Genomic DNA, 20,498 nt, shown 5'->3' on the forward strand with positions numbered 1-20,498 from the left:
CATCTGATCGGTCGGCTCGGAGAGTCCAGCCTACGGCGCCCGCCGATCGACGCGGCCGGGCGGGCCGGGCCCCCTCGCCGTCGATCAAGGGCAGATGGCGGCCCGCGAAGATCCGCCGGCGACCATCAGACCTTGATCGCGGCCGGGACGGTTCGTGTCAGGGATGGTCGGCTCACCGTCTCCGGTAGACCACTCGCGCCGCGATCTCGATCGCCACGACTCCCACCGCCGCGACGGTGAGGCCCGTGAGCAGCGTCGGGGTGTGAGCGGGGTCGAGCTGCCAGAACTCCTGACCGAAGAAGATCGGCAGGAACAGGGCGTAGCTGAACGCCGCCACCGACGCCGCGATCATCCCGAGCTTCCACCAGGCGAACGGGCGGGCGACGACCACGAGCACCCACGTCGCCACGACGTACAGCGCGACGACCGCGGCGGTGCTCTGCTGGATCTCCGTCGCCCCGGCGTCGCCGCGCACCAGCAGGTAGGTCACGAAGGTGACCGACCCGGCGACCAGGCCTGCGGGCACCGACAGCCGCAGCACCCGCCGCACGAACCCCGGGCGGGCCCGCTCGACGTTCGGCGCCAGCGCGAGGAAGAACGCCGGGATGCCGATCGTCAGCGCACCGATCAGCGTGAGGTGTCGCGGCAGGAACGGGAAGGGCACGCCGATCGCGCCGATCGAGATGGCCAGGAACACCGAGTACACCGTCTTGGTGAGGAACAGGTTCGAGACCCGCTCGATGTTGCCGATCACCCGCCGCCCCTCGGCCACGACGTACGGGAGCGTGGCGAAGGAGTTGTCCAGCAGCACGATCTGCGCGACGGCGCGGCTGGCCGGGCTACCCGAGCCCATCGCCACGCCGATGTCGGCGTCCTTGAGGGCGAGCACGTCGTTCACGCCGTCGCCGGTCATCGCGACGGTGTGCCCGCGCGACTGCAGCGCGCCCACCATGTCCCGCTTCTGCGCCGGCGTGACGCGGCCGAACACCGTGCCGGCCTCGAGCGCCTCGGCGAGGCCCTCACGGTCCTCGGGCAGCCTGCGGGCGTCGACGGGGGCGTCGGCCCGGGGCAGGTGCAGCGACGCGGCGACGGCCCCGACCGACAGCGCGTTGTCCCCGGAGATGACCTTGACCTCGACGTCCTGCTCCGCGAAGTAGGCCAGCGTGCCCGCCGCCTCGGGTCGCACCCGCTGCTCCAGCACAACGAGCGCCGCCGGGTCGACGGCGCCCAGCGCGTCCCCCGCGATGTCGGCCCGGCCCAGCAGCAGCACCCGCAGCCCGTCCGCGCCGATCCGCTCGGCCTCGGCGCGCTCGGGGCTGTCGGCGGCGAGCAGGACGTCTGCCGCCCCGAGCACCCACTGCCCGTCCTCCCCGAAGCCCGCGCCGCCCCACTTGCGGGCCGAGGAGAACGGGACCGTCGAGGTCGTCGTCCAGCCGGGGTCGGGGCAGCCCTCGACCACGGCCTCCAGGCTCGCGTTGGGTCGCGGATCGGCCGCTCCGAGTGCGCCCAGGACCCGGCGCAGCGCGGACTCGTCCTCGCCGGCGAAGGCGCGGACCTCCGCCAGTCGCATGCCGTTCTCGGTCAGGGTGCCGGTCTTGTCGGCGCACACCACATCGACGCGCGCGAGCCCCTCGATCGCCGGCAGCTCCTGGACCAGGCACTTCCGCGCCCCGAGCCGGACCACGCCGACCGCGAACGCGATCGACGTCAGCAGCACCAGCCCCTCGGGCACCATCGGCACGAGCGCGGCGACCATGCCGCGCAGGGCGTCGTCGATGTCGGCGGACTCGGTGCGGAACTGGCTCCAGATGATCAGTGCGGCGGCCGGAACCAGCAGGTAGGTGATCACCCGCAGGATCGTGTTGATGCCCTCGCGCAGTTCGGAGCCGACGAGGGTGAACCGGCTCGCCTCCTCGGCCAGCTTCGCGGCGTAGGCCTCGCGGCCGACCCTCGTGGCCCGCTGCGCGCCGCTGCCGACGGTGACGAAGCTGCCCGAGAGCACCGGGTCGCCCACCTGCTTGTGCACCGGGTCGGACTCACCGGTGAGCAGTGACTCGTCGATCTCCAGGCCCTCGGCGGCGAGCACCACGCCGTCCACGACGATCTTGTCACCGGGGCCGAGGTCGATGACGTCGTCGAGCACCACCCCGCTGGGCGAGAGCTCCACGATCTCCCCGTCGCGGCGCACCCGGGGGCGCGCCTCCCCGACGATCGCGAGCCGCTCCAGGGTGCGCTTGGCCCGCAGCTCCTGCACGATGCCGATCAGCGTGTTGATGATGATCACGAACCCGAACAGGCCGTCCTGGATCGGACCGATCACCAGGATGATCGCGAACAGCACGCCGACGATGGCGTTGAAGCGCGTCAGGACGTTCGCACGGACGATCTCGGAGACGCTGCGGCTCGCCCGCGCCGGTACGTCGTTGGTCTGCCCGGCGGCGACCCGCTCGGCGACCTGCGCGGCGGACAGGCCGGCGCGGACGTCGACGTCCTGCTCAGTGGTGGACACGTCAGCGGAGCCTACGCAACGGGGACGGACCGGGTGATCGGACCGATGGCCGATGCGGCCCGGCATCTCGTACACCCGTCCCACAAGCGGGTGTGCGGGCGGTGGGTCCCGTGGCCGGCCCGCGGCGACGGGAGCACCTAGCGCTGGTCGAGCGCCCGCGCGCCGAGCTGGGTGGTGAGCAGCTCGATGGCCGCCTCCTCGGGGTCGCGACGCTCGGCCGGGGCCGCAGCGGCCCCCGAGGCCGCCTCGGCGATCATCGACTCCTCGTCGTCGGGCGGCGCGTCGTCCGGGGGCGGCTCGGGTGGGAGCGGCTCGCCGCTGTCGGGCGTGGTGGAGCGACGCGTGGGTGGTGGCCGCACCGGCCGCTTCGGCGCGGGCGGCGGGGCGGGCGCCGGGCCACGGGGGTCACCACCGGTCGTCGCGCCGCCGTCGCCGTGCTCGCAGCGGACCCGCCAGCGCACCCCGAGGACGGCGTGCAGCGACTCCGCGATGACGTCGGTGTTGCTCTGCTCCGACAGCAGCCGCGCCAGCGGCGCCGTGCCGATGCTCAGCACCAGCGTGTCGGACTCCACGGCCCGCACCGTGGCACTGACGAGCAGCGCGGCCGTGCGCTTCTTGCGGTCCTTGGCCGCGGCGAGGATCTCCGGCCACACCCGGCGCACGGCGGCGGCGTCGAGCCCGGTCGCCGGGGCGGGCGGCGGCGTGGACTGCTCCGCACCGACGGTGTCGGGCGCTCCGGACGGACGATCCCCGGGTCCCGCGGCGGGCACCGGCGCGGGTGGGCCGTCGGCGGCCGGCGTGCGTGCCGCAGCGGCCTCGGGGCGCCCGGCAGCCGATGCGGGCCGGTCGGTGGGCCGCGCCGGGGCCTCGGTGTCCGCGGCCCCGATGGCGGGCGCGGCGCCCTCGGCCCGGACGTCGTGCGGTGCGGGGGGGCCGGTCGTGGGCGCGGCGCTCCCGCTCCGGACCGCGCGCGATGCCGCGGCGCCGGGTGGCGGCGCCGCGGTGGCTGCGGCCTCGGGCACGGGTTTCCGGGAGCTGCCCGCCGGAGCATCACCGGCCGGCACGGATGAACGGGTGCCCGCGGGCGCCGGCTCGGTGGCGGTGTCGTCGTCCGCCGCCGACGCGCTGGCCCGGCGGAACGTTCGGGTCGGCGCCGTGCGGTCCTCGACAGGCTCCGCCATCCCCGACGTGGCGGAGATGTCGCTGCGGCGTTCCAGCCGTTCGAGCCGTTCGAGCAGCCCGGCCTCGGCGGTGCTGGCGGCCGGGAGCAGCATCCGCGCGCACAGCAGCTCCAGCAGCAGGCGGGGGGCGGTGGCGCCGCGCATCTCGACGAGCCCGGTGTGCAGGATCTCGCCGTAGCGGGTGAGCGTGGCGGGGCCGAGCCGGGCGGCCTGCTCGACCATCCGCGCCACCTCGTCGTCGGCCGCCTCCACCAGCCCGCGCTCGGCGGCCTCGGGCACCGCCTGCAGCAGGGTGACATCGCGCAGCCGTTGCAGCAGGTCGGAGGCGAACCGGCGCGGGTCGTGACCCGCCTCGACGAGCCGGTCGACGGTCTCGAAGACGGCCGCGCGGTCGCCTGCCGCGAGCGCGTCGACCATGTCGTCGATCAGCGCGACGTCGGTGACGCCGAGCAGCGCCACCGCGCGCTCGTAGACCACTCCCTCCGGCCCGGCGCCGGCGAGCAGCTGGTCGAGCACCGACAGCGAGTCCCGTGCCGAGCCCCCACCGGCCCGGATGACCAGCGGATACACCGCGGGCGCGACCACCGCTCCCTCGTCGGCGCAGATCCGTTCCAGCAGCCCGCGCAGCGTGCCCGGCGGGATGAGCCGGAACGGGTAGTGGTGCGTGCGCGAGCGGATGGTGGGGAGCACCTTGTCCGGCTCGGTGGTGGCGAACACGAAGACGAGGTGCTCCGGCGGCTCCTCCACGATCTTGAGCAGGGCGTTGAAGCCCTGCGTCGTGATCATGTGCGCCTCGTCGACGATGAAGACGCGGTAGCGCGACTCGGCCGGGGCGAAGAACGCGCGGTCGCGCAGCTCGCGGGTGTCGTCGACCCCGCCGTGCGAGGCGGCGTCCAGCTCGGTGACGTCGATGTTGCCCGGCCCGCCGGGCGCGAGCGCCACGCAGGACGCGCACACGCCGCACGGATCGGGCGTGGGGCCCTGCTCGCAGTTCAGCGAGCGGGCCAGGATCCGGGCGCTGGAGGTCTTGCCGCAGCCCCGCGGGCCCGAGAACAGGTAGGCGTGGTTGATCCGCCCGGCCGCGAGCGCGGTGCGCAACGGCTCGGTGACGTGCTCCTGCCCCACGACCTCGGCGAACTTCGCCGGGCGGTACTTGCGGTACAGAGCCAGTGCCACGGGGGCGAGGCTACCGACCGGCACCGACGGTGCGGACACGAGCCAGGACATGAGGCGGACCCCGCGCACCCGCCAGAGCCCGCTGACCCTTGCTGCCTTCCGGCCCTGGGGGAGTTCACAGGATGGACGCCGCGCGGGGTCCACCGCCGAGTCTAGCCGGGAACGGAAGGGCTGACGAAGGAGGCCCGCTGTGGGTGGGCATGTGCCGGGTCGGCCGGCCGCAGCGGGGAGGTTATGCTTCTCGGCGTTGGAGGATTCGCCTAGTGGCCTATGGCGCACGCTTGGAAAGCGTGTTGGGTTCACGCCCTCGGGGGTTCGAATCCCCCATCCTCCGCAGGTGAGACCGGGTGCCCCGCTCGTCGGGACACCCGGTTTCGTCGTTCGTCATGCTGATGTCCGACACGGGGCCCGGTCGGCATCCTGGCGTCGGCGCACCTCAGGTGCGGCGCCACCACCAGGGCAGTGACGGATCGACGGTGGGATCGTCCAGGGTCTTGTCCAGGAACAGGACGTCGAGCTGGGCGACCTGGCGACGGAGCGATGCGCGGCGATGCCGTGGCAGGGCGTGCAGAGCCTGTTCGAGGACATCCCGGCTGAACGGGCCGATGAACCGGACCCGGTCGTTGTTCTCCCGCTGGAGCGTGGAGCGTGGTGTGACGGCGACGCGGCGCCATGAGAGAAGATCGGTGCGGACGCTGCCCGAGGAGAGCCGTGGCCGGTCGAGCCGGTCGAGCGCACGGCTGGTCGAGAGCGGAACACCGCGTATCGCAGTCGGGCGTGGCTGACGCTGGTTGCGCGCCCGTACCTGGGCGGGCCGCCTACGCGGCATGGACCTTTCGGATCGAAGCCATGCGACCAGCGTGCCAGGGCCCAGCGGGAGAGGGAAGGAGAACCCCCGCGGGCTCCGCCCACACCCGGCACCGCTCGGAGATCGGAGGGAGTGCGGCAGGGCTAGCCTCGATCTTTCGTAACGGTCGTACCGTGATCTCCGCGCTGCTCTGATGATCTTGCCGGTGGCCTGTTCGGTGTCGGGGCATGCGTGATCGCCGGCTCAGCGTGGTCTGCCGTTGCTCCGGGTCCTGGTCGTCGGGGTGGGTCCTGTGGTCAAGGGACGAGCAGCGCGCAGAGCCGGGCGTGCGCGGTGGTGATCACGTCGGCCCAGGGCCAGGCCGGGTCGATGTGCAGGACCCGGCGGCGTGCGGTGCGCACGATCCGTCCGGCGACGGCCAGGATGCGCAGCCGTAGCCGTTTGGGCTCGTAGGTCGCGGCCGACGCGGGCAGCGCGAGCCGGCCGGTGAAGGCGAGCAGGTCCGCGGCCAGCGCCGCGACGGCGAGCCAGACCCGGTTCTGGTCGAGCTCGTGGTAGGGCAGGTTGCGCATGCCGGTGTCCTTGCCTGCCCGGATGCGGTCCTCGACGCGGGCGTGCCGGCGGTGACGCAACTCGAGATCGGCGAGCTGGCGGCCGGGCCCACCGGGCCCGGTGTTGGTGAGGAACCCGGTGATCCGCATGCCGTCGGCGTCGGTGGTGCGCAGCTGCGCGCCCGGGTGCGGGCGTTCCTTGCGCAGGATCAGCCGGGTGCCGGGCGGCCAGGCCGACAGGTCCACCAGCGCGCTGGCCTCGGTGACCCAGGCGCCGTCACGCGGTTCGATCTGCACGCCGGTCTCCGCGGCGCGCGGCCTGCGCGCCTGGTACGCCGGGGTCCACGCCTGCGCCGGCAGGGCCGCGAGCGCGCCGTGGGTGTCGAAGTGGCCCAGGTTCGCCCCCAGCGAGAACTCCACCCCGACCTGGTCGAGATGGCGGGCGAAGTCCCTCGTGGCACCGGCGGCATCGGTGCGCACCAGCACCGGCACCCGACCCCGGGCGTCGCGGCGGCGCAGCGGTGCGGGCACCTGCGTCAGCGCCGCGTCCAGCACGGGGACGTGGTCGATGGCGGTGTTCGAACCGGCCCGCCCGGGGCGCAGCAGCTCGGCCACCGGCTCCCCGCCACCGCCGGTGCCGTGATCGACGAACCCGAGCAGCGGGTGGAATCCGAAACCCTTCTTCCAGGTCCGGGTCGCGTCCTGCTTCTCCGAGTGCGCGTCCAGCAGCGTGGCGTCCAGATCGATGACGGTGCGCCCGTCCTGGGTCGGCGCCCCGGCCCAGTCCCAGACCCGCTCCCGGGCCGTCGCCCCGCGCGGACGTGATCGCCGCGAGCGCGGCGTCGGCGTCCTCGGCGAGCCGGGCGATCAGCCGCGACACCGTCGGATCCGAGGCCACCGGCCCGAACACCCCCGGCTGGGCGCGCAGCACCGCCAGGTCGCAGGCGGCGTCCCCACCCAGCGCGATCGCGACCGCGAGATCCAGCACGATCTTGCCCGGGTCGTGCGTCGCGAGAGGCCGCCGCCACGGCCCCAGCCGGGCCGAGAGCTCCTTGGCCAGGCCACTGCGCCGCGCCGCCTCGATCAACAACGTTGCGCCGGCGTGCGACACCAGCGACTCGCCGCCAGCGATCACGGACAACCAGGGACGCAAGTCCTTATGCTTCACCCGCGGAGTGCCTCTCAGCTCGATCTGATGTGGTCTCGACTACCAACATCAAACCGCGCTGAGCAGGCACTTTCGCGTATCCAGGGCCCGCGTGTCGCTCACCAGATCAACCTCGATGAAAGCCCGAGGCTAGTGATCTCCTCACGGCGCCGAGGCGGCAGCCGGCGTCGATCACGAAACTCGCGCGCCTCCCCCGGGTCGTCGGCGGGTCGGCCCCGTCACCGTGCGTGCCGGATCACCGGCCCGCCGGACCGGCGCGGACGTGCAGGCGCTCGCCCTGGGGACCGAAGAGGCTGAGCAGCTCGGCCGGCCCGGGGCCGGGGTTGGTGAACCAGTGCGGCACGTGGGTGTCGAACTCCGCCACCTCCCCCGGGGTGAGGACGACGTCGTGCTCGGCGAGCACCAGCCGTAGCCGCCCGGACAGCACGTACATCCACTCGTAGCCCTCGTGGACCTGCGGGTCGGGCTCCGCGTCCGGCCGCGGCGGAATGATCATCTTGAACGCCTGCAGGCCACCGGGCCGTCGGGTGAGCGGGAGGAACGTCATGCCGTGGCGGGTGACCGGGCGGGGGCGGACGCGGGGGTCGCCGGTCTCCGGTGCGTCCACGAGCTCGTCGAGCGGCACCTGGTGGGCCCGGGCCAGCTGCAGCAGCAGCTCCAGGGTCGGGCGGCGCTGACCGGCCTCCAGCCGGGACAGGGTGCTCACCGAGATGCCGGTCGTCTCCGACAGCTGGGACAGGGTCGCGCCGCGCTGCTGGCGGAGGGCGCGCAGCCGGGGCCCGACCGCCTGGAGCACACCCTCCAGATTTGCCATACCGGCAACGATACTTGTCATTCGCGTCGGGCGCAGCGCACAGTGCGGAACATGGACGAGAGATACGACGTGGTGGTCATCGGTGGCGGCGCGGCCGGGCTCAGCGGGGCGGTGGCGGCGGCGCGGTCCCGGCGTTCGGTGCTGGTGGTCGACGCGGGCGCCCCCCGCAATGCCCCGGCCGGGCACATCCACAACTACCTGGGTCGCGAGGGGTGCCCTCCCGGCGAGCTGCTGGCGGCCGGCCGGGCCGAGCTCGACGGTTACGGCGGCACGGTCGTCGACGGCTCGGTCACGGCGGCCGAACCCGTCGAGGGCGGGTTCCGCGTGCGCCTTGCCGGTGGCGAGACCGTGCACGCCCGGCGGCTGCTGCTCACGACCGGGCTGGTCGACGAGCTGCCCGAGGTCGACGGCCTGGCCGGGCGCTGGGGACGCGACGTGCTGCACTGCCCGTACTGCCACGGCTACGAGGTGCGCGACCGGGCGATCGGGGTGCTCGCGACCGGGCCCGCCGCGATGCACCACGTGCAGCTGTTCCGGCAGCTCAGCTCGGACGTCACGCTGTTCCTGCACACCGGTCCGGAACCGACCGACGAGCAGTGGGAGCAGCTCGCCGCCCGCGGCATCGCGGTCGTGGACGGCGAGGTGGCGGGCGTGGAGGTGACCGACGGCCGGCTCTGCGGGGTGCGGCTGCGGTCCGGCGAGGTCGTCGCCCGGGAGGCGCTGGTCGTCGCGCCGCGCTTCACGGCCCGGACGCCCGCGGTGGCCGGGTTGTCGGTCACCGAGGTGCGGATGGGCGAGTACGTGGTCGGCAGCCAGGTGGACACCGACCCGACCGGTGCGACATCGGTGCCGGGGGTGTGGGCGGCCGGCAACGTGGCGGACGTGATGGCGCAGGTGGGAGCCGCGGCGGCGGCCGGGGTCCGGGCGGGTGCGGCGATCAACGCCGACCTCGTGGCCGAGGACGTGCGTGCCGCCGTGGCCGCGAGGCGGGTCGGGCCGTTCGCGGCGGAGCAGGAGCTGTGCGAGCGGGTGCTGGGCGAGCGCCGTCACGGGATGGCGGTGTGAGCGGCGGCCGATCGGGAGGCCGGGAGCGACCGGTGCCCGGGCACGGAACCGCGTGTGCGATCAGTGGTCGTGACCCGCGTGCCGGCCGGACAAGCTCTCGGCCCGGCGGTCCACGTCGTACCCGGGGGTCCGAGATGCGGCCCAACGTCAGGAGCGCGAGCGCGAAAGGCCCGCGCCCCCGCTCGGGAGATCCACCGTCGGCGTTGCCGAGCGAGGTCACCGTGACCGGACCCGGGTCCCGGTGACCGGCCTCGTCGGCGAACTCCGCGAACGGCGTCGACAGCTGGTCGACCCGCCGCGGTCAGACCGCCCACCAACGGGTTCCCGACGCCGCCGCGCGCCGGTACCGTCGGATCCGGACCGCACGACGCGGCACCCCGGACGAGGTACGCCGTACCCGGCACGACAAGACGGCGTGGCGACGGAGGTGTGTCATGGCGTGGATCGTGCTGGTGGTGTCCGGGGTCCTGGAGACCGTCTGGGCCTCGGCCCTGGCCCGCTCGGCTGGCTTCACCCGGCTCGTGCCCGGCGTCGTGTTCGGCGTCGCGCTGGTGCTGAGCATGGCCGGGCTCGCGTACGCCCTGCGGACGATCCCGGTGGGCACCGGCTACGCGGTGTGGGTCGGCATCGGCGCGGTGGGGACGGCGGCCTACGGCATGGCGGTGCTCGGGGAGCCGGTCACCACGGCGCGGATCCTGTGCCTGGTCCTCATCGTGGGCGGCGTCGTGGGCCTGAAACTGGTCCACTAGCGCGGTCCCGGGCCATGGTCAGGTCACGATTTCCTCATCTGCGCTTGGAACCGCGACCGATGGGGAACCCAGCCGTCAGCGGAAGCTCAGTGCGACCGCACGGGGCACGAACTGGAGGAAAAATGGGCATCATCGGCTGGATCATCGTGGGTGGCCTGATGGGCGCGCTCGCGAAATTGATCATGCCGGGGAAGGACCCGGGTGGCATCATCGTCACGATCCTCATCGGGGTCGCGGGCGGCTTGCTCGGCGGGTTCGTCGGCTCCTACCTGTTCGACGTCAACACCGCCGGATTCTTCAACATCAGCACCTGGCTGATCTCCCTGGTCGGCGCGCTCGTGCTGCTCGGGATCTACCGGCTCGTCGTCGGACGCCGCAGCGTCACCCGCTGACCACAGCATCGTGTCGACGGCCCCCTCCCGACCGGGAGGGGGCCGTCTTCTCTGCGAATCCGGCAACGTCTTTCCAAATCGGCAAGTACATGCCATCCTGCAGCCATGGAACTCAGTCGGGACCAGGCCGCATCCGCCCTCGCCCACGCCGACCGCTCCGCCGCGCGCGTCCGCACCCAGACCCGCTGGTTCGTGCGCTACCTCGCGGTGTTCGCCGCCGGGTTCGGGGTGCTCACCCTGGTGCTCGGCCTCGTGCAGCCGCTCTGGCTGCGGTTGACGATCAGCATGGCGCTGTGGATCCCGCTGGTCGCCGGCATGGCCTGGTGGGCACAGCGGCAGCGCGCCACGGCGGGTGGCGCGATCCGGCGGACCGTGCCGGGGTGGATCGGCACCGGTGCCCTGTACGCGGCGGCCCTGTTCGTCGGCACCCCGGGACAGCTGGGCAATCCGGCGTACTGGGTGCCGGCCGCCGTCGTCGTGACGCTGCCACTGGCCGTCGTGGCCTGGCGCGAGTCGCGCCGGTGACGACCACCGGGCATCCGCGCCACCGCCTCGACGACCTGCTCACCCACGCCGTCCGGCTCTCCATCGCCGCCGCTCTCGCCGACGTCGACCGGGCCGAGTTCGCGCTCGTGCGCGACAGCGTGGAGATCTCCGACTCCGTGCTGTCCAAGCAGGTCGCGGCGCTGGAGGCCGCCGGGTACGTCGAGGTCGAGAAGGGGCGGGTCGGGCGCAGACCGCGCACGTGGCTGCGACTCACCGACGCCGGCCGGGCCACCCTCGACCAGCACGTCGCCGCGCTGCAGGACATCGCGAGAGGGGCGGGCCGCCCGTCATGATCACCAAGACCGGGACCTGGGCTGCGCATCTGCACGTCCTGTCCCGATCGCACGGATCTTGCCGGGTGGATCTGCCCGACGGCGGTGCCGTGTACGGGCGCGGCCGACGAGCGCTCCCCGCCCCGACACCGGAGTTCGGCCTGTACCTCGCCCATCCGGGCCTGCGACCCCGGTGGCCGTCCGAGTCGATCGACTGGCCGGACTTCCGCACCCCGCGCGAACCGGCGGCCGCCGCGGCAGCGATCCGCCGCGCGTACGCGCTGGCCGCGGAGGGCCGCGTCGTGGAGGTCGCCTGCGGCGGGGGCACCGGCCGGACCGGCACCGTCATCGCGTGCATGGCGGTGCTCGCCGGGCACCCGGCCGACGACGCGGTCGCGTGGACGAGACGGCACTACCGGCGGCGCGCCGTGGAGACCCGAAGCCAGTGCCGCTGGGTCGCCTGGTTCGCCGCCACCACCCCCGACTGACGAGTGACTGACGAGCCCTGAGCACCACCCCGTCCTCGGCGACGAGCCGGATCGGGCCGAGGAACCTCACGACAGGTGTGGCGCCATGACCGGCACCGGGAAGAGCACCGCACCGGCGTCGCGGCAGGTGTGCGGTGCACTCGACGAATGTGCGGTGGTGGGGGGACGGGACCGCGCGCAGGAACGCCGGGCCTCCCGCGAACGGGGGCCCGGCGTTTCGCCTGTTCGGGCTGGCGGTGGCGGTGGGATTTGAACCCACGGAGGCTTGCACCTCACACGCTTTCGAGGCGTGCTCCTTCGGCCGCTCGGACACGCCACCGCGAAGAACCTTACAAGACGGCGAGCGACGATCCCACGCGGAGGGTGGGCGGCCGGGGCGGCGTTGCGACCTGGGTGCCGCGCCGGGCTCCGCGCTCGACCCGGAGGCGGTCGGCGAGGTGCTGGCGATCGTGAGTCCCGCTCGTCCGTGCGCGGAGCGCGCGTCAGGCCCGGCCCGCGGCCCTCAGCGCGACGTCGACGAGCCGGGAGCGATCGAGACCGCCGACGACCGTCAGCGGGATCCACTCGGCCCGGTCGCTGCTGCCGTTCGTCTCGTGCCGCAGCGTTCCACCGGTGATATCACCGGTGTAGAGGACGCTGATGGCGTGCACGGCGTCGGCCCGGTCGGTCCACAGGCGGGAGTCGACGCCGATCACCGGCCCGAGCGCGACGGCGAGCCCGGTCTCCTCGGCCACCTCGCGGACGGCCGCGTCGCGCGGATCCTCGCCGTGGTCGATCCCACCGCCGGGCAGGGTCCATCGCGGTCCGCCGGTGAACCGGACCAGCAGCACGGCGCCGTCCCGCACGCACACCACGTACGCCCCGACGCGCTGGCGCTGCTCGACGCTGCCCACCGGCGAAGGCTAGTCGAGCGCCGGGCCACGGGTGGGATCCACGTGGTGGGTGTTCGGACCGTCCGAAACCCCGATGGTGTCGACATCACCGGTGCGCGGCGAAGAACGACTCCATCAGCGCCGCGCACTCGGCGGCCAGCACCCCGCCGACGACCTCGGGCCGGTGGGTGAGGCGGCGGTCGCGCAGGACGTCCCACAGCGAGCCCGCAGCGCCGGTCTTGGGCTCCCACGCCCCGAACACCACCCGCTCGACGCGGGCCAGGCCCAGCGCGCCCGCGCACATCGTGCACGGCTCGACGGTGACGGCCAGCGTGCAGCCCTCCAGCCGCCACCCGCCGAGGACGGCTGCGGCGGCACGCAGGGCGAGGATCTCGGCGTGGGCGGTGGGGTCGCTCAGTGCCTCGCGCCCGTTGCAGGCGGCGGCGAGCTCGCGGCCGTCGGCGTCGACGACCACCGCGCCGATCGGGACGTCCCCGGTGCGCGGGGCGGCGGCCGCCAGTTCCAGGGCGCGCCGAACAAGCTCCTCGTCCGAGGTGGGGGACGATGTCACCGCGCGTCGACGACCTCGGCGAGCGCGTCGGCGAAACCGCAGCGACGGCCGATGCTGGCCAGCTGCTCGTCGGGGTACAGGTCCAGCTCGCCCGCGAGGATCTCCAGCTCGTCGGCGGACAGGCCGAAGTCGGCCAGGATGGCGAGGTCGCCCTCGGGCCACGGGTCGTCGAGCGCGTCGTCGTCGGGCGGGAGTTCGACCCGCAGGAGGTCGAGCACGTCGGCGGCCACGTCGTAGTCCAGGGCGGCGACCGCGTCGGAGAGCATCAGCGTGACGCCGCCGGGGATGGGCCGCAGCAGCACGAAGAACTCGTCGTCGACGTCGAGCAGGCCCACGACCGCACCCTCCGAGCGGAGCTCGCGCAGCTCGGTGATGGCGGTGTCGAGGTCGACGAGCGCGTCGGCGCCCAGGCGGATGCAGCGCCACCGGCCCTCCTCCCGGATCACCGCGACGGCGTATCCGGGCAGGGCCTGTTCCCGCACGTTCGCGGGCGCCTCGACACTCTGCACCGCCATGACACTACGGTAGGCCTCCGACACACTGTGGTCCACACCACAACCGGAAAGTGGCCGCCGGGTAGCTGCCGCGGGGATGCCAGGATCAGCGCCATGTCCCCGGCCACCCGCACCGACCTGGCCGCGCAGGCCCGCTCGCTCCAGCCCCGCACCGTCGCGCTGCGCCGGGCGATCCACCGCAGGCCCGAGATCGGCCTGGACCTCCCGACCACCCGCGACGCGGTCCTCGACGCGCTGGCCGACCTCCCGCTGCAGGTGCACCGCGGGGCGGGGGTCAGCTCGGTCGTCGCGGTGCTCGACGGTGCGCGCAGCGGCCCCACGGTGCTGCTGCGCGGCGACATGGACGCGCTGCCGCTGCAGGAGGACACCGGGTTGGCGTTCGCCTCGGAGATCGACGGGCGGATGCACGCGTGCGGCCACGACACCCACGTCGCCATGCTCGCCTCGGCCGCGCGGGTGCTGGCCCTGCGCCGCGACGAGCTGGCCGGGCGGGTGCTGTTCATGTTCCAGCCCGGGGAGGAGGGCTTCCACGGCGCCCGGCACATGATCGACGAAGGGCTGCTCGACCGGACGGGGCCCGCCGGACGCCCGGAGTGGGCGTTCGCGCTGCACATCAGCGCGACGCTGCCGTCCGGGGAGATCCACGGGCGGCCCGGCCCGCTCATGGCCGCGGCCGACACCATCCGGATCACGGTGCGCGGGCGCGGCGGGCACGCCTCGGCCCCGCAGGACGCGCTGGATCCGGTCCCCGCGGCCGCGGCGATGGTCGGGGCGCTGCAGACCGCCCTGGGCAGGACGGTCGGGGCGCACGACCCGACCGTCCTGACCATCACCCACATCACCGCAGGCACCACCCACAACGTGATCCCGGAGACGGCGTTGATGGAGGGCACGATCCGGACGCTCGCCGAGCCCGTCCGCATCCAGGTCCGCGAGCTCGTGCGCCGCGTGTGCCGGCACACCGCGCTCGCCCACGGCTGCACGGCGGAGATCGTGATCGAGCCCGGCTACCCGGTGACCGTCAACGACGCCGACGCCGCGGCCCGCGTCGACACGGTGGCCGGCCGGGTCCTGGGGCCGTCGAAGGTCGCGCCGATGCCGACGCCGATCATGGGGGCCGAGGACTTCTCCTACGTGCTGGAACAGATCCCCGGTGCGCTGGCCTTCCTCGGCGGGTGCCCGCCGGGCACCGCCGCTGCGGCGGCGGCCCCCAACCACTCCAACCGCGTGGTGTTCGACGAGCACGCGATGGCCGCAGGCGTGGCGGTGTACGCGGGCCTGGCCCTGGACTGCCTGTCCTGACCCGGTTCCCGCACACCGGCCGAACTCGCCGATCGAGCACGGCGAGTCGGGCGTCCCGGCACGGCGGGTCGGCGGTTACGGCCCGACGAATCGGCGCGCACCGACCGCGCGTACGGCCGGCCACCGGCTGCCGCCTCGATCGCGGGCCCGACCGGGGTCGTGCCGACGGCGGACCGGCAGGATGGCGGGCGTGCTGTCGCTGACCGAGTTGTCCGCCGCCGTGACCGCCGGCGAGCTGTCACCCACCGAGCACGTCCGCGACGCCTGCGAGCGCCTCGCGGCCGACACCCACAACGCCGTGATCACCCTCGACGCCGACCGCGCCCTCGCACAGGCCGCCGCGCTCACCGAGGAGCTGGCGCGCGGGGAGCGGCGCGGGCCGCTGCACGGCGTCGCGCTGGGCGTGAAGGACCTGTTCGACGTCGCCGGGCTGCCCACCCGCTGCGGCTCGGACGTCCTCGCCGACGCCCCGCCCGCCGTGGCCGACGCCGCCGTGGTGGCCCGGCTGCGCGCGGCGGGTGCGGTCGTCGTCGCGAAGCTGCACACCCACGAGTTCGCCTACGGGCCCACCGGTGACGTCGCCGCGGCCGGTCCGGCCCGCAACCCGCACGACCCGTCGCGGATCACCGGCGGGTCGTCGTCGGGGTCGGCGGCGGCCGTCGCGGCCGGACACGTGGCGCTCGCGCTGGGCAGCGACACCGGCGCCAGCGTGCGCACCCCGGCGGCCCTGTGCGGCGTGGTCGGGCTCAAGCCCTCCTACGGCGCGCTGCCCGTCGACGGGGTGTTCCCGCTGTCACAGACGTGCGACCACGTCGGCTTCCTGACCGCGGACGTCGCGGGGGCGGCGCTGACCTGGGACGTGCTCGCCGGGTCCGGCGAGTTCCGGGTCGCGACGCGGGTGGGAGTGCTCGTCGACGACTTCTGGCGGGCCGCCGATCCCGTGCTGGACGCCGCCGTCGTCGCGGCCGTCGAGGAGCTGCGGGCGGGCGGCGTCGAGATCGTCGAGATCCGCACGCCCATGATCGAGGAACTGGCCGCGGTCTACCCGACGATCGTCGGGGCCGAGGCGTGGGCGACGCACCGCCACTGGGTGGCCGAGCGACCCGGGGCGTACCAGCCGGCCACCCGGGAGCGGCTGGCCGTGAACGCCGACATGCCCGCCCACGTCTACGTCGACGCGCTGCGCACCCGCGCGCGACTGACCGCCGAGCTGCGCGCCGCCGTCGGTGACGTCGACGCGCTGGTGCTGCCGACCACCCGCCTGCGCGCCACGCCGATCGGCGCGGACGATGTCGACGGCGTGCCGGTGCGGCCGTCGCTGCTCGGACTGACGCTCCCGTTCAACCTCACCGGCTGGCCCGCGGTGTCGGTGCCCGGGGCCGTGTCGGACGGGGGGCTGCCGGCCGGGGTACAGCTCGTCGGGGTCGGGCTGGACGAGCGGAGCCTGCTGCACCTGGCCGGATCGGTCTCCCCGTGAGTCCCTGGTGTCGGTGCACCGATGCGCACTCACGAGGGCGGGACGCCTACCCTGCTGCCCGTGACGGAGCGAGCGGTCTGCGTGATCGGCACCGGGTTGATCGGCGGGTCGCTGCTGCGCGCCGCGGAGAAGGCCGGGCGTGCGGTGTGGGGCACGAGCGCGTCGGAGTCCACGGCGGCAGAGGCCCGCGCCGACGGGTTCGACGTCACCACCGACACCGACGCCGCGCTGCGCCGCGCCGCCGAGGCCGACGCGCTCGTGGTGCTCGCGGTGCCGCTGCCCGTGCTGCCCTCGGTGCTCGGGCGGGTGGACGCGGTCGCCCCGACCGTGCGGCTGACCGACGCCGTCAGCGTCAAGGTGGCGGTGGCCGACGCGGTGGCCCGGCACGCGCCCCGCGCGCGGTTCGTCGGCGGGCACCCGATGGCCGGCACGTCGGAGTCGGGCTGGGCGGCCGGCACGGCGGGGCTGTTCGTCGACGCCGCATGGGTGGTGGCCGCCGACGACGGCCTGGACCTCGACGTCTGGCGCGACGTCGCCGAGCTCGCCTGGGCGTGCGGCGCCCGCGTGGTGCCGGCGGCGTCCGACGAGCACGATCTCGCCGTCGCGCGGGTCTCGCACCTCCCGCACCTGCTGGCCGCCGTGCTCGCCGCGGTGGGCGCCGACGGCACGGACGACCTGCCGCTCGCGCTCGCCGCCGGGTCGTTCGCCGACGGCACGCGCGTGGCCGGCACCCGCCCCGAGCTGGTACTGGCGATGTGCGAGGGCAACCGCGACGCGCTGCTGGCCGCCGTCGACGACGCGCTGGGGCGGCTCGGTGCGATGCGCGGGGCGCTCGCCTCCACCGGCGGGCTGTCGGCCACGGTGCACGCCGGGCACGCCGGGCGCCTGCGCTGGGCGGATGCCCGCGATCCGCAGGGCGTGCGCGTCAGCCTCACGGGTCGCGCCCCCCTGGCCCGCCTGCGCGACATCGGCCGCCGCGGCGACACCGTCACCGGCTGGAAACCCTGACCCACACCCCGACTCGCGCACACTCACACCCCGACTCGCGCGTGAACCCCGCGAGTCGGGGTTTCCGTGCGCGCGAGTCGGGGTTTCCGTGCGCGCGAGTCGGGGTCAGCTGGCGGCGGCCGTGGGGCCCGCGCCGGGAGCGGGCGGGCCGAGGCGGGTGGCCACGCCGGGATAGTGCGTGACCAGACCCTCGGAGTCGACCGTGAGGTCGGCGTGGAAGTCGTTCCAGGTGAACCCGACGGTGGCCGAGCCGGTGGTATCGAGCACGGAGACGGTGCGGTACTGCTGCTCGACGGCCTCCACCTCCAGGTCCGGCAGCGACACGAACACCACCGGCACCGTGTGCCCGTCCGCCTCCCGCTGCAGCCCGAGGCGCCGGATGGGCAGGGTGTTGAACATCGGGCTGTACGCCAGGTCGATGTCGACGGCACCTCCGAACGCACCGCGGTCGCCTCCCGAGCCGCGGTCGAGGAGCCAGAAGCCGTCCTCGGTGCGGTTCATCGTGAGGTGCCGTTCGCGCTGCGCGGTGGCGCAGGTGACCGAGAGCCGTTCGACCCGGCCGCCGTCGTCGACCACGAGGCGGTACGAGGCGGTGAAGTCACCCGCCGGGTCGGTACGGACCATCCGGCCCAGCGCGCGGAATCCTCCCGGCGCGAGCAGCAGGCGCGTGCCCTCGAGTCCGTGGCCGTCCTCGGCCTGCCAGGTGAGCATGGTCGTCACGGGGCCTACCGTAGTTGCATCGGCAGGGGCCGTGCCCCCTCCGGGTGAGGGGGCACGTCACATCTGCGTTGCACTCAGGGCGTCTGAGTGGCCGGCGGGTCCGGAATCAGCTCCTTGAGCTTGTCGACGGCCATGTCGACCTGCTCCGCGTGCCCGAACTTCTCCTTGACGAACTCGCCGGCCTGCTCGGCCGCGTCCTCGATCTTGTCGCCGTGCTCGTTGATGAGCTCTCCGGCCTTGCCTGCGAGGTTGTTGATATCCATCGGGTGCCCCCTTCTCGAGCGTTGTACCCGGCGCCATCCTGCACCCGCCGCGCCCGTCCGGACCAGCCGGTCAGCCGATCAGGGCTCCCGGACCGCGTCCGGTGCATCCAGATCGTCCCGGATGCCGCGGAAGACCGGTTGGCGCAGGCGACCGTCCTTCGTCCAGCCGAGGTGGGCGACCTCGACGACGACACCGGGCTCGCACCAGTGCGCCCCCTCCGCGTCGAGGCGCGGGAGCCGCTCCGTGAACGGGGGTGACGGCGCCGCGAGCGTCGTGAGCCGCTCGCCCAGCACCCGCTGCACCGAGTCGCCGGCCAGGCCCGAGCCGACGCGCCCGGCGAACGCGAGGCCGGTCCGGTCGAGCACGCCGAGCAGCAGCGCCCCGATCCGCGAGGCGCTGGTGCGCTCCTCGCGCCAGCCACCCACCAGGCACGGCTGCGTGCGCCGGTGCGTCACCTTCACCCATCCCGGGCTGCGCCTGCCCGGTCGGTAGACCGACCCCCGCTGCTTCGCGACGACGCCCTCCATGCCGCGCTGCGCGGTGGCGTCGAGCAGCGCGGGCCCGTCGGTGTAGATCGGCGACAGCGACACCGTCGACAGTGGAGCGGCGTCCAGGCGCTCCAGGGTGGCTCGCCGCTCGTCGAACGGCCTGTCGAGCAGCGACACCCCGTAGAGGCGCAGGATGTCGAAGGCCATGAACGTGACGGGCCGCGCCCGCGCCGCGCGCTCCTCGATGGGCCGGTGCATGCGGTCGGCGAGCGCGGAGAAGCTCGGCACCCCGTTCTCCAGGAGCACGACCTCGCCGTCGAGCAGGACGTCGGGGGCCAGCGTGAGCAGGTCCGCGAGCTCGGGGAAGTGCGTCGTGACGTCACGGCCGCTGCGACTGCGCAGCGTGAGACGGGAGTCGGCGACGTCGGCGAGCAGCCGCATGCCGTCCCACTTCACCTCGTAGAGCCAATCCGGGCCCGCCGGAAGGGCCCCAGGGGTGGCGAGCATGGGCTGCACCCGGTCATGCTGACATCCATGCGGGCAATGTGGAGCGGGGCTGTGTCGTTCGGGCTGGTGAGCGTGCCGATCAAGCTGTATGCCGCCACGACCAACCACGACATCCGCTTCCACCAGGTGCACGGCGCCGACGGTGGTCGGATCAAGTACAAGCGCACCTGCTCCCTCGACGGCGAGGAGGTGGACTACGCCGACATCGTCAAGGGCTACGAGACCGACGACGGCGAGCTGATCACGCTCACCGAGGAGGACATGGACGCGCTGCCCACGGCGACCGGTCACGAGATCGACGTGATCGAGTTCGTGCCGGCCGACCAGATCGACCCCCTGCTGTTCGACAAGTCCTACTACCTCGAACCCGAGGCGAAGGCGGCGAAGCCCTACGCCCTGCTGCGCGAGGCGCTGATCGACACCGACCGGATGGCCGTGGTCAAGGTGGCGCTGCGCCAGCGCGAGACGCTCGCGCTGCTGCGGGTGCGCGGCAAGGCGATCGTGCTGCAGACGATGCTGTGGCCCGACGAGGTGCGCGAGCCCGAGTTCGACATCCTCGACAACGACGTGGAGCTGCGGCCCCAGGAGCTGCAGATGGCGGCGTCGCTGGTGGAGAGCCTGGGCGCCGACTTCGATCCCGACGACTTCCACGACGAGTACCGCGACGCCGTCGTCGCCATGATCGAGCAGAAGCGCTCCACGGGCGAGGCCCGCCCCGCCCCGGTCGCCGAGAAGGCGGGCGACGACGGCGACAGCATGACCGACCTGCTCACCGCGCTGCAGCGCAGCGTGGAGGCCGCACGGGCCGGGTCCGGCAAGGCGGAGCCCGAGCCGGAGGAGAAGCCGGCGGCGAAGAAGGCCCCGGCGCGCAAGCAGGCGGCGAAGAAGGCGGACGACGAGGACGCGGCCCCCCGCAAGCGCACCCGCAAGCCGGCCTGACCCGGTTCGCCGCGACACCACGAGCGTCTCGCAGACCTACCACGTCCGCGCAGACCGTCCGGCGCCTGCGACGAGCCGATGGGTCTGCGCGCGCCCGGACGGTCTGCGCGACCGGC

At 74.1% G+C, this 20,498-nt stretch carries 20 protein-coding genes, 2 tRNA genes, 1 other RNA gene, 1 pseudogene and 1 riboswitch; of the genes and pseudogenes, 11 read left to right on the plus strand and 13 right to left on the minus strand.

All coding sequences use genetic code 11. From position 1 onward, the window contains the following. Positions 1–172: 172 nt before the first annotated feature. The 3 genes from Q1K26_RS15295 to ffs all read right to left on the minus strand — a co-directional run bounded on the left by Q1K26_RS15295 (position 173) and on the right by ffs (position 5,012). A complete protein-coding gene (locus tag Q1K26_RS15295; protein ID WP_300012491.1) occupies positions 173–2,509 on the minus strand; it encodes an HAD-IC family P-type ATPase in 2,337 nt (778 codons plus the stop codon). A gap of 137 nt (positions 2,510–2,646) precedes the next feature. Next, positions 2,647–4,866, minus strand: coding sequence for a DNA polymerase III subunit gamma and tau (locus tag Q1K26_RS15300; RefSeq protein ID WP_300012494.1), 2,220 nt, complete (start codon positions 4,864–4,866; stop codon positions 2,647–2,649). 49 nt (positions 4,867–4,915) lie between these two features. Further along, positions 4,916–5,012, minus strand: an RNA gene (ffs, locus tag Q1K26_RS15305) — signal recognition particle sRNA small type. Between the two features lie 103 nt (positions 5,013–5,115). On the opposite strand from ffs, the gene Q1K26_RS15310 reads away from it, so the two are divergent. Then, a tRNA-Ser gene (locus tag Q1K26_RS15310) sits at positions 5,116–5,200 on the plus strand. Positions 5,201–5,302: 102 nt separating this feature from the next. Here Q1K26_RS15310 and Q1K26_RS15315 read toward each other — a convergent pair. From Q1K26_RS15315 to Q1K26_RS15325, 3 genes and pseudogenes are all read right to left on the minus strand, one after another. Further along, positions 5,303–5,695 carry a hypothetical protein gene (locus Q1K26_RS15315; protein WP_300012497.1) on the minus strand — a complete coding sequence of 131 codons (393 nt, stop codon included), beginning with the start codon at positions 5,693–5,695 and terminating at the stop codon, positions 5,303–5,305. 275 nt (positions 5,696–5,970) lie between these two features. Then, positions 5,971–7,393 (minus strand): annotated as a pseudogene (locus Q1K26_RS15320) (IS1380 family transposase). Between the two features lie 235 nt (positions 7,394–7,628). After that, positions 7,629–8,207 carry an XRE family transcriptional regulator gene (locus Q1K26_RS15325; RefSeq protein WP_300012500.1) on the minus strand — a complete coding sequence of 193 codons (579 nt, stop codon included), beginning with the start codon at positions 8,205–8,207 and terminating at the stop codon, positions 7,629–7,631. A gap of 51 nt (positions 8,208–8,258) precedes the next feature. Between Q1K26_RS15325 and Q1K26_RS15330 the strand changes: the two genes are divergently transcribed. From Q1K26_RS15330 to Q1K26_RS15355, 6 genes are all read left to right on the plus strand, one after another. Next, the gene (locus Q1K26_RS15330; RefSeq protein WP_300012503.1) at positions 8,259–9,272 is read left to right on the plus strand and encodes an NAD(P)/FAD-dependent oxidoreductase; all 1,014 of its coding nucleotides are present in this window, start codon (positions 8,259–8,261) and stop codon (positions 9,270–9,272) included. A 354-nt stretch (positions 9,273–9,626) separates the two neighbouring features. After that, positions 9,627–9,692: riboswitch (guanidine-III (ykkC-III) riboswitch) on the plus strand. A 14-nt stretch (positions 9,693–9,706) separates the two neighbouring features. Further along, complete coding sequence (locus Q1K26_RS15335; protein ID WP_300012506.1) at positions 9,707–10,021, plus strand: SMR family transporter; 315 nt, start codon at positions 9,707–9,709, stop codon at positions 10,019–10,021. 122 nt (positions 10,022–10,143) lie between these two features. Next, the gene (locus Q1K26_RS15340; protein ID WP_300012509.1) at positions 10,144–10,413 is read left to right on the plus strand and encodes a GlsB/YeaQ/YmgE family stress response membrane protein; all 270 of its coding nucleotides are present in this window, start codon (positions 10,144–10,146) and stop codon (positions 10,411–10,413) included. A 105-nt stretch (positions 10,414–10,518) separates the two neighbouring features. Then, positions 10,519–10,938, plus strand: coding sequence for a hypothetical protein (locus Q1K26_RS15345; RefSeq protein ID WP_300012512.1), 420 nt, complete (start codon positions 10,519–10,521; stop codon positions 10,936–10,938). Next, positions 10,935–11,252, plus strand: coding sequence for a transcriptional regulator (locus tag Q1K26_RS15350; RefSeq protein WP_300012515.1), 318 nt, complete (start codon positions 10,935–10,937; stop codon positions 11,250–11,252). The genes Q1K26_RS15345 and Q1K26_RS15350 overlap by 4 nt, the downstream gene beginning before the upstream one ends. Before the next feature lie 65 nt (positions 11,253–11,317). After that, entirely contained in the window at positions 11,318–11,719 is a 402-nt protein-coding gene (locus Q1K26_RS15355) for a protein-tyrosine phosphatase family protein (RefSeq protein ID WP_300012518.1), read from the plus strand. Between the two features lie 231 nt (positions 11,720–11,950). On the opposite strand, the gene Q1K26_RS15360 is transcribed toward Q1K26_RS15355, so the two are convergent. The 4 genes from Q1K26_RS15360 to Q1K26_RS15375 all read right to left on the minus strand — a co-directional run bounded on the left by Q1K26_RS15360 (position 11,951) and on the right by Q1K26_RS15375 (position 13,677). Beyond that, a tRNA-Ser gene (locus Q1K26_RS15360) sits at positions 11,951–12,038 on the minus strand. Between the two features lie 163 nt (positions 12,039–12,201). Next, the gene (locus Q1K26_RS15365) at positions 12,202–12,612 is read right to left on the minus strand and encodes an NUDIX hydrolase (protein WP_300012521.1); all 411 of its coding nucleotides are present in this window, start codon (positions 12,610–12,612) and stop codon (positions 12,202–12,204) included. A gap of 85 nt (positions 12,613–12,697) precedes the next feature. Further along, positions 12,698–13,162 carry a nucleoside deaminase gene (locus Q1K26_RS15370; RefSeq protein WP_300012524.1) on the minus strand — a complete coding sequence of 155 codons (465 nt, stop codon included), beginning with the start codon at positions 13,160–13,162 and terminating at the stop codon, positions 12,698–12,700. Then, on the minus strand, positions 13,159–13,677 hold the full coding sequence (locus Q1K26_RS15375; RefSeq protein ID WP_300012527.1) for a tRNA adenosine deaminase-associated protein: 519 nt from the start codon (positions 13,675–13,677) through the stop codon (positions 13,159–13,161). The genes Q1K26_RS15370 and Q1K26_RS15375 overlap by 4 nt, the downstream gene beginning before the upstream one ends. A 93-nt stretch (positions 13,678–13,770) precedes the next feature. Here Q1K26_RS15375 and Q1K26_RS15380 point away from each other — a divergent pair, with 93 nt between their 5' ends. The 3 genes from Q1K26_RS15380 to Q1K26_RS15390 all read left to right on the plus strand — a co-directional run bounded on the left by Q1K26_RS15380 (position 13,771) and on the right by Q1K26_RS15390 (position 17,464). Next, positions 13,771–14,979, plus strand: coding sequence for a M20 family metallopeptidase (locus Q1K26_RS15380; protein ID WP_300012530.1), 1,209 nt, complete (start codon positions 13,771–13,773; stop codon positions 14,977–14,979). A gap of 190 nt (positions 14,980–15,169) precedes the next feature. Continuing rightward, positions 15,170–16,456 (plus strand): amidase, encoded by a 1,287-nt coding sequence (locus Q1K26_RS15385; RefSeq protein ID WP_300012533.1) that lies wholly within the window; start codon positions 15,170–15,172, stop codon positions 16,454–16,456. Positions 16,457–16,516: 60 nt separating this feature from the next. Continuing rightward, positions 16,517–17,464 carry a prephenate dehydrogenase gene (locus Q1K26_RS15390; RefSeq protein ID WP_300012536.1) on the plus strand — a complete coding sequence of 316 codons (948 nt, stop codon included), beginning with the start codon at positions 16,517–16,519 and terminating at the stop codon, positions 17,462–17,464. 105 nt (positions 17,465–17,569) lie between these two features. On the opposite strand, the gene Q1K26_RS15395 is transcribed toward Q1K26_RS15390, so the two are convergent. The 3 genes from Q1K26_RS15395 to ligD form a co-directional block, all read right to left on the minus strand. Continuing rightward, the gene (locus Q1K26_RS15395; RefSeq protein ID WP_300012668.1) at positions 17,570–18,175 is read right to left on the minus strand and encodes a putative glycolipid-binding domain-containing protein; all 606 of its coding nucleotides are present in this window, start codon (positions 18,173–18,175) and stop codon (positions 17,570–17,572) included. 83 nt (positions 18,176–18,258) lie between these two features. Then, complete coding sequence (locus Q1K26_RS15400; protein WP_300012539.1) at positions 18,259–18,447, minus strand: antitoxin; 189 nt, start codon at positions 18,445–18,447, stop codon at positions 18,259–18,261. Positions 18,448–18,525: 78 nt separating this feature from the next. Continuing rightward, positions 18,526–19,443: a non-homologous end-joining DNA ligase gene (ligD, locus tag Q1K26_RS15405; RefSeq protein ID WP_300012542.1), complete on the minus strand. Its 918-nt coding sequence runs from the start codon at positions 19,441–19,443 to the stop codon at positions 18,526–18,528. Between the two features lie 27 nt (positions 19,444–19,470). Between ligD and Q1K26_RS15410 the strand changes: the two genes are divergently transcribed. Further along, positions 19,471–20,382: a Ku protein gene (locus Q1K26_RS15410; RefSeq protein WP_300012545.1), complete on the plus strand. Its 912-nt coding sequence runs from the start codon at positions 19,471–19,473 to the stop codon at positions 20,380–20,382. The last annotated feature ends 116 nt before the right edge of the window (positions 20,383–20,498 follow it).

Origin of the sequence: Pseudonocardia sp. (genome assembly GCF_029263155.1) — a bacterium.
In the GTDB taxonomy this organism is placed as follows: Bacteria; Actinomycetota; Actinomycetes; order Mycobacteriales; family Pseudonocardiaceae; genus Pseudonocardia.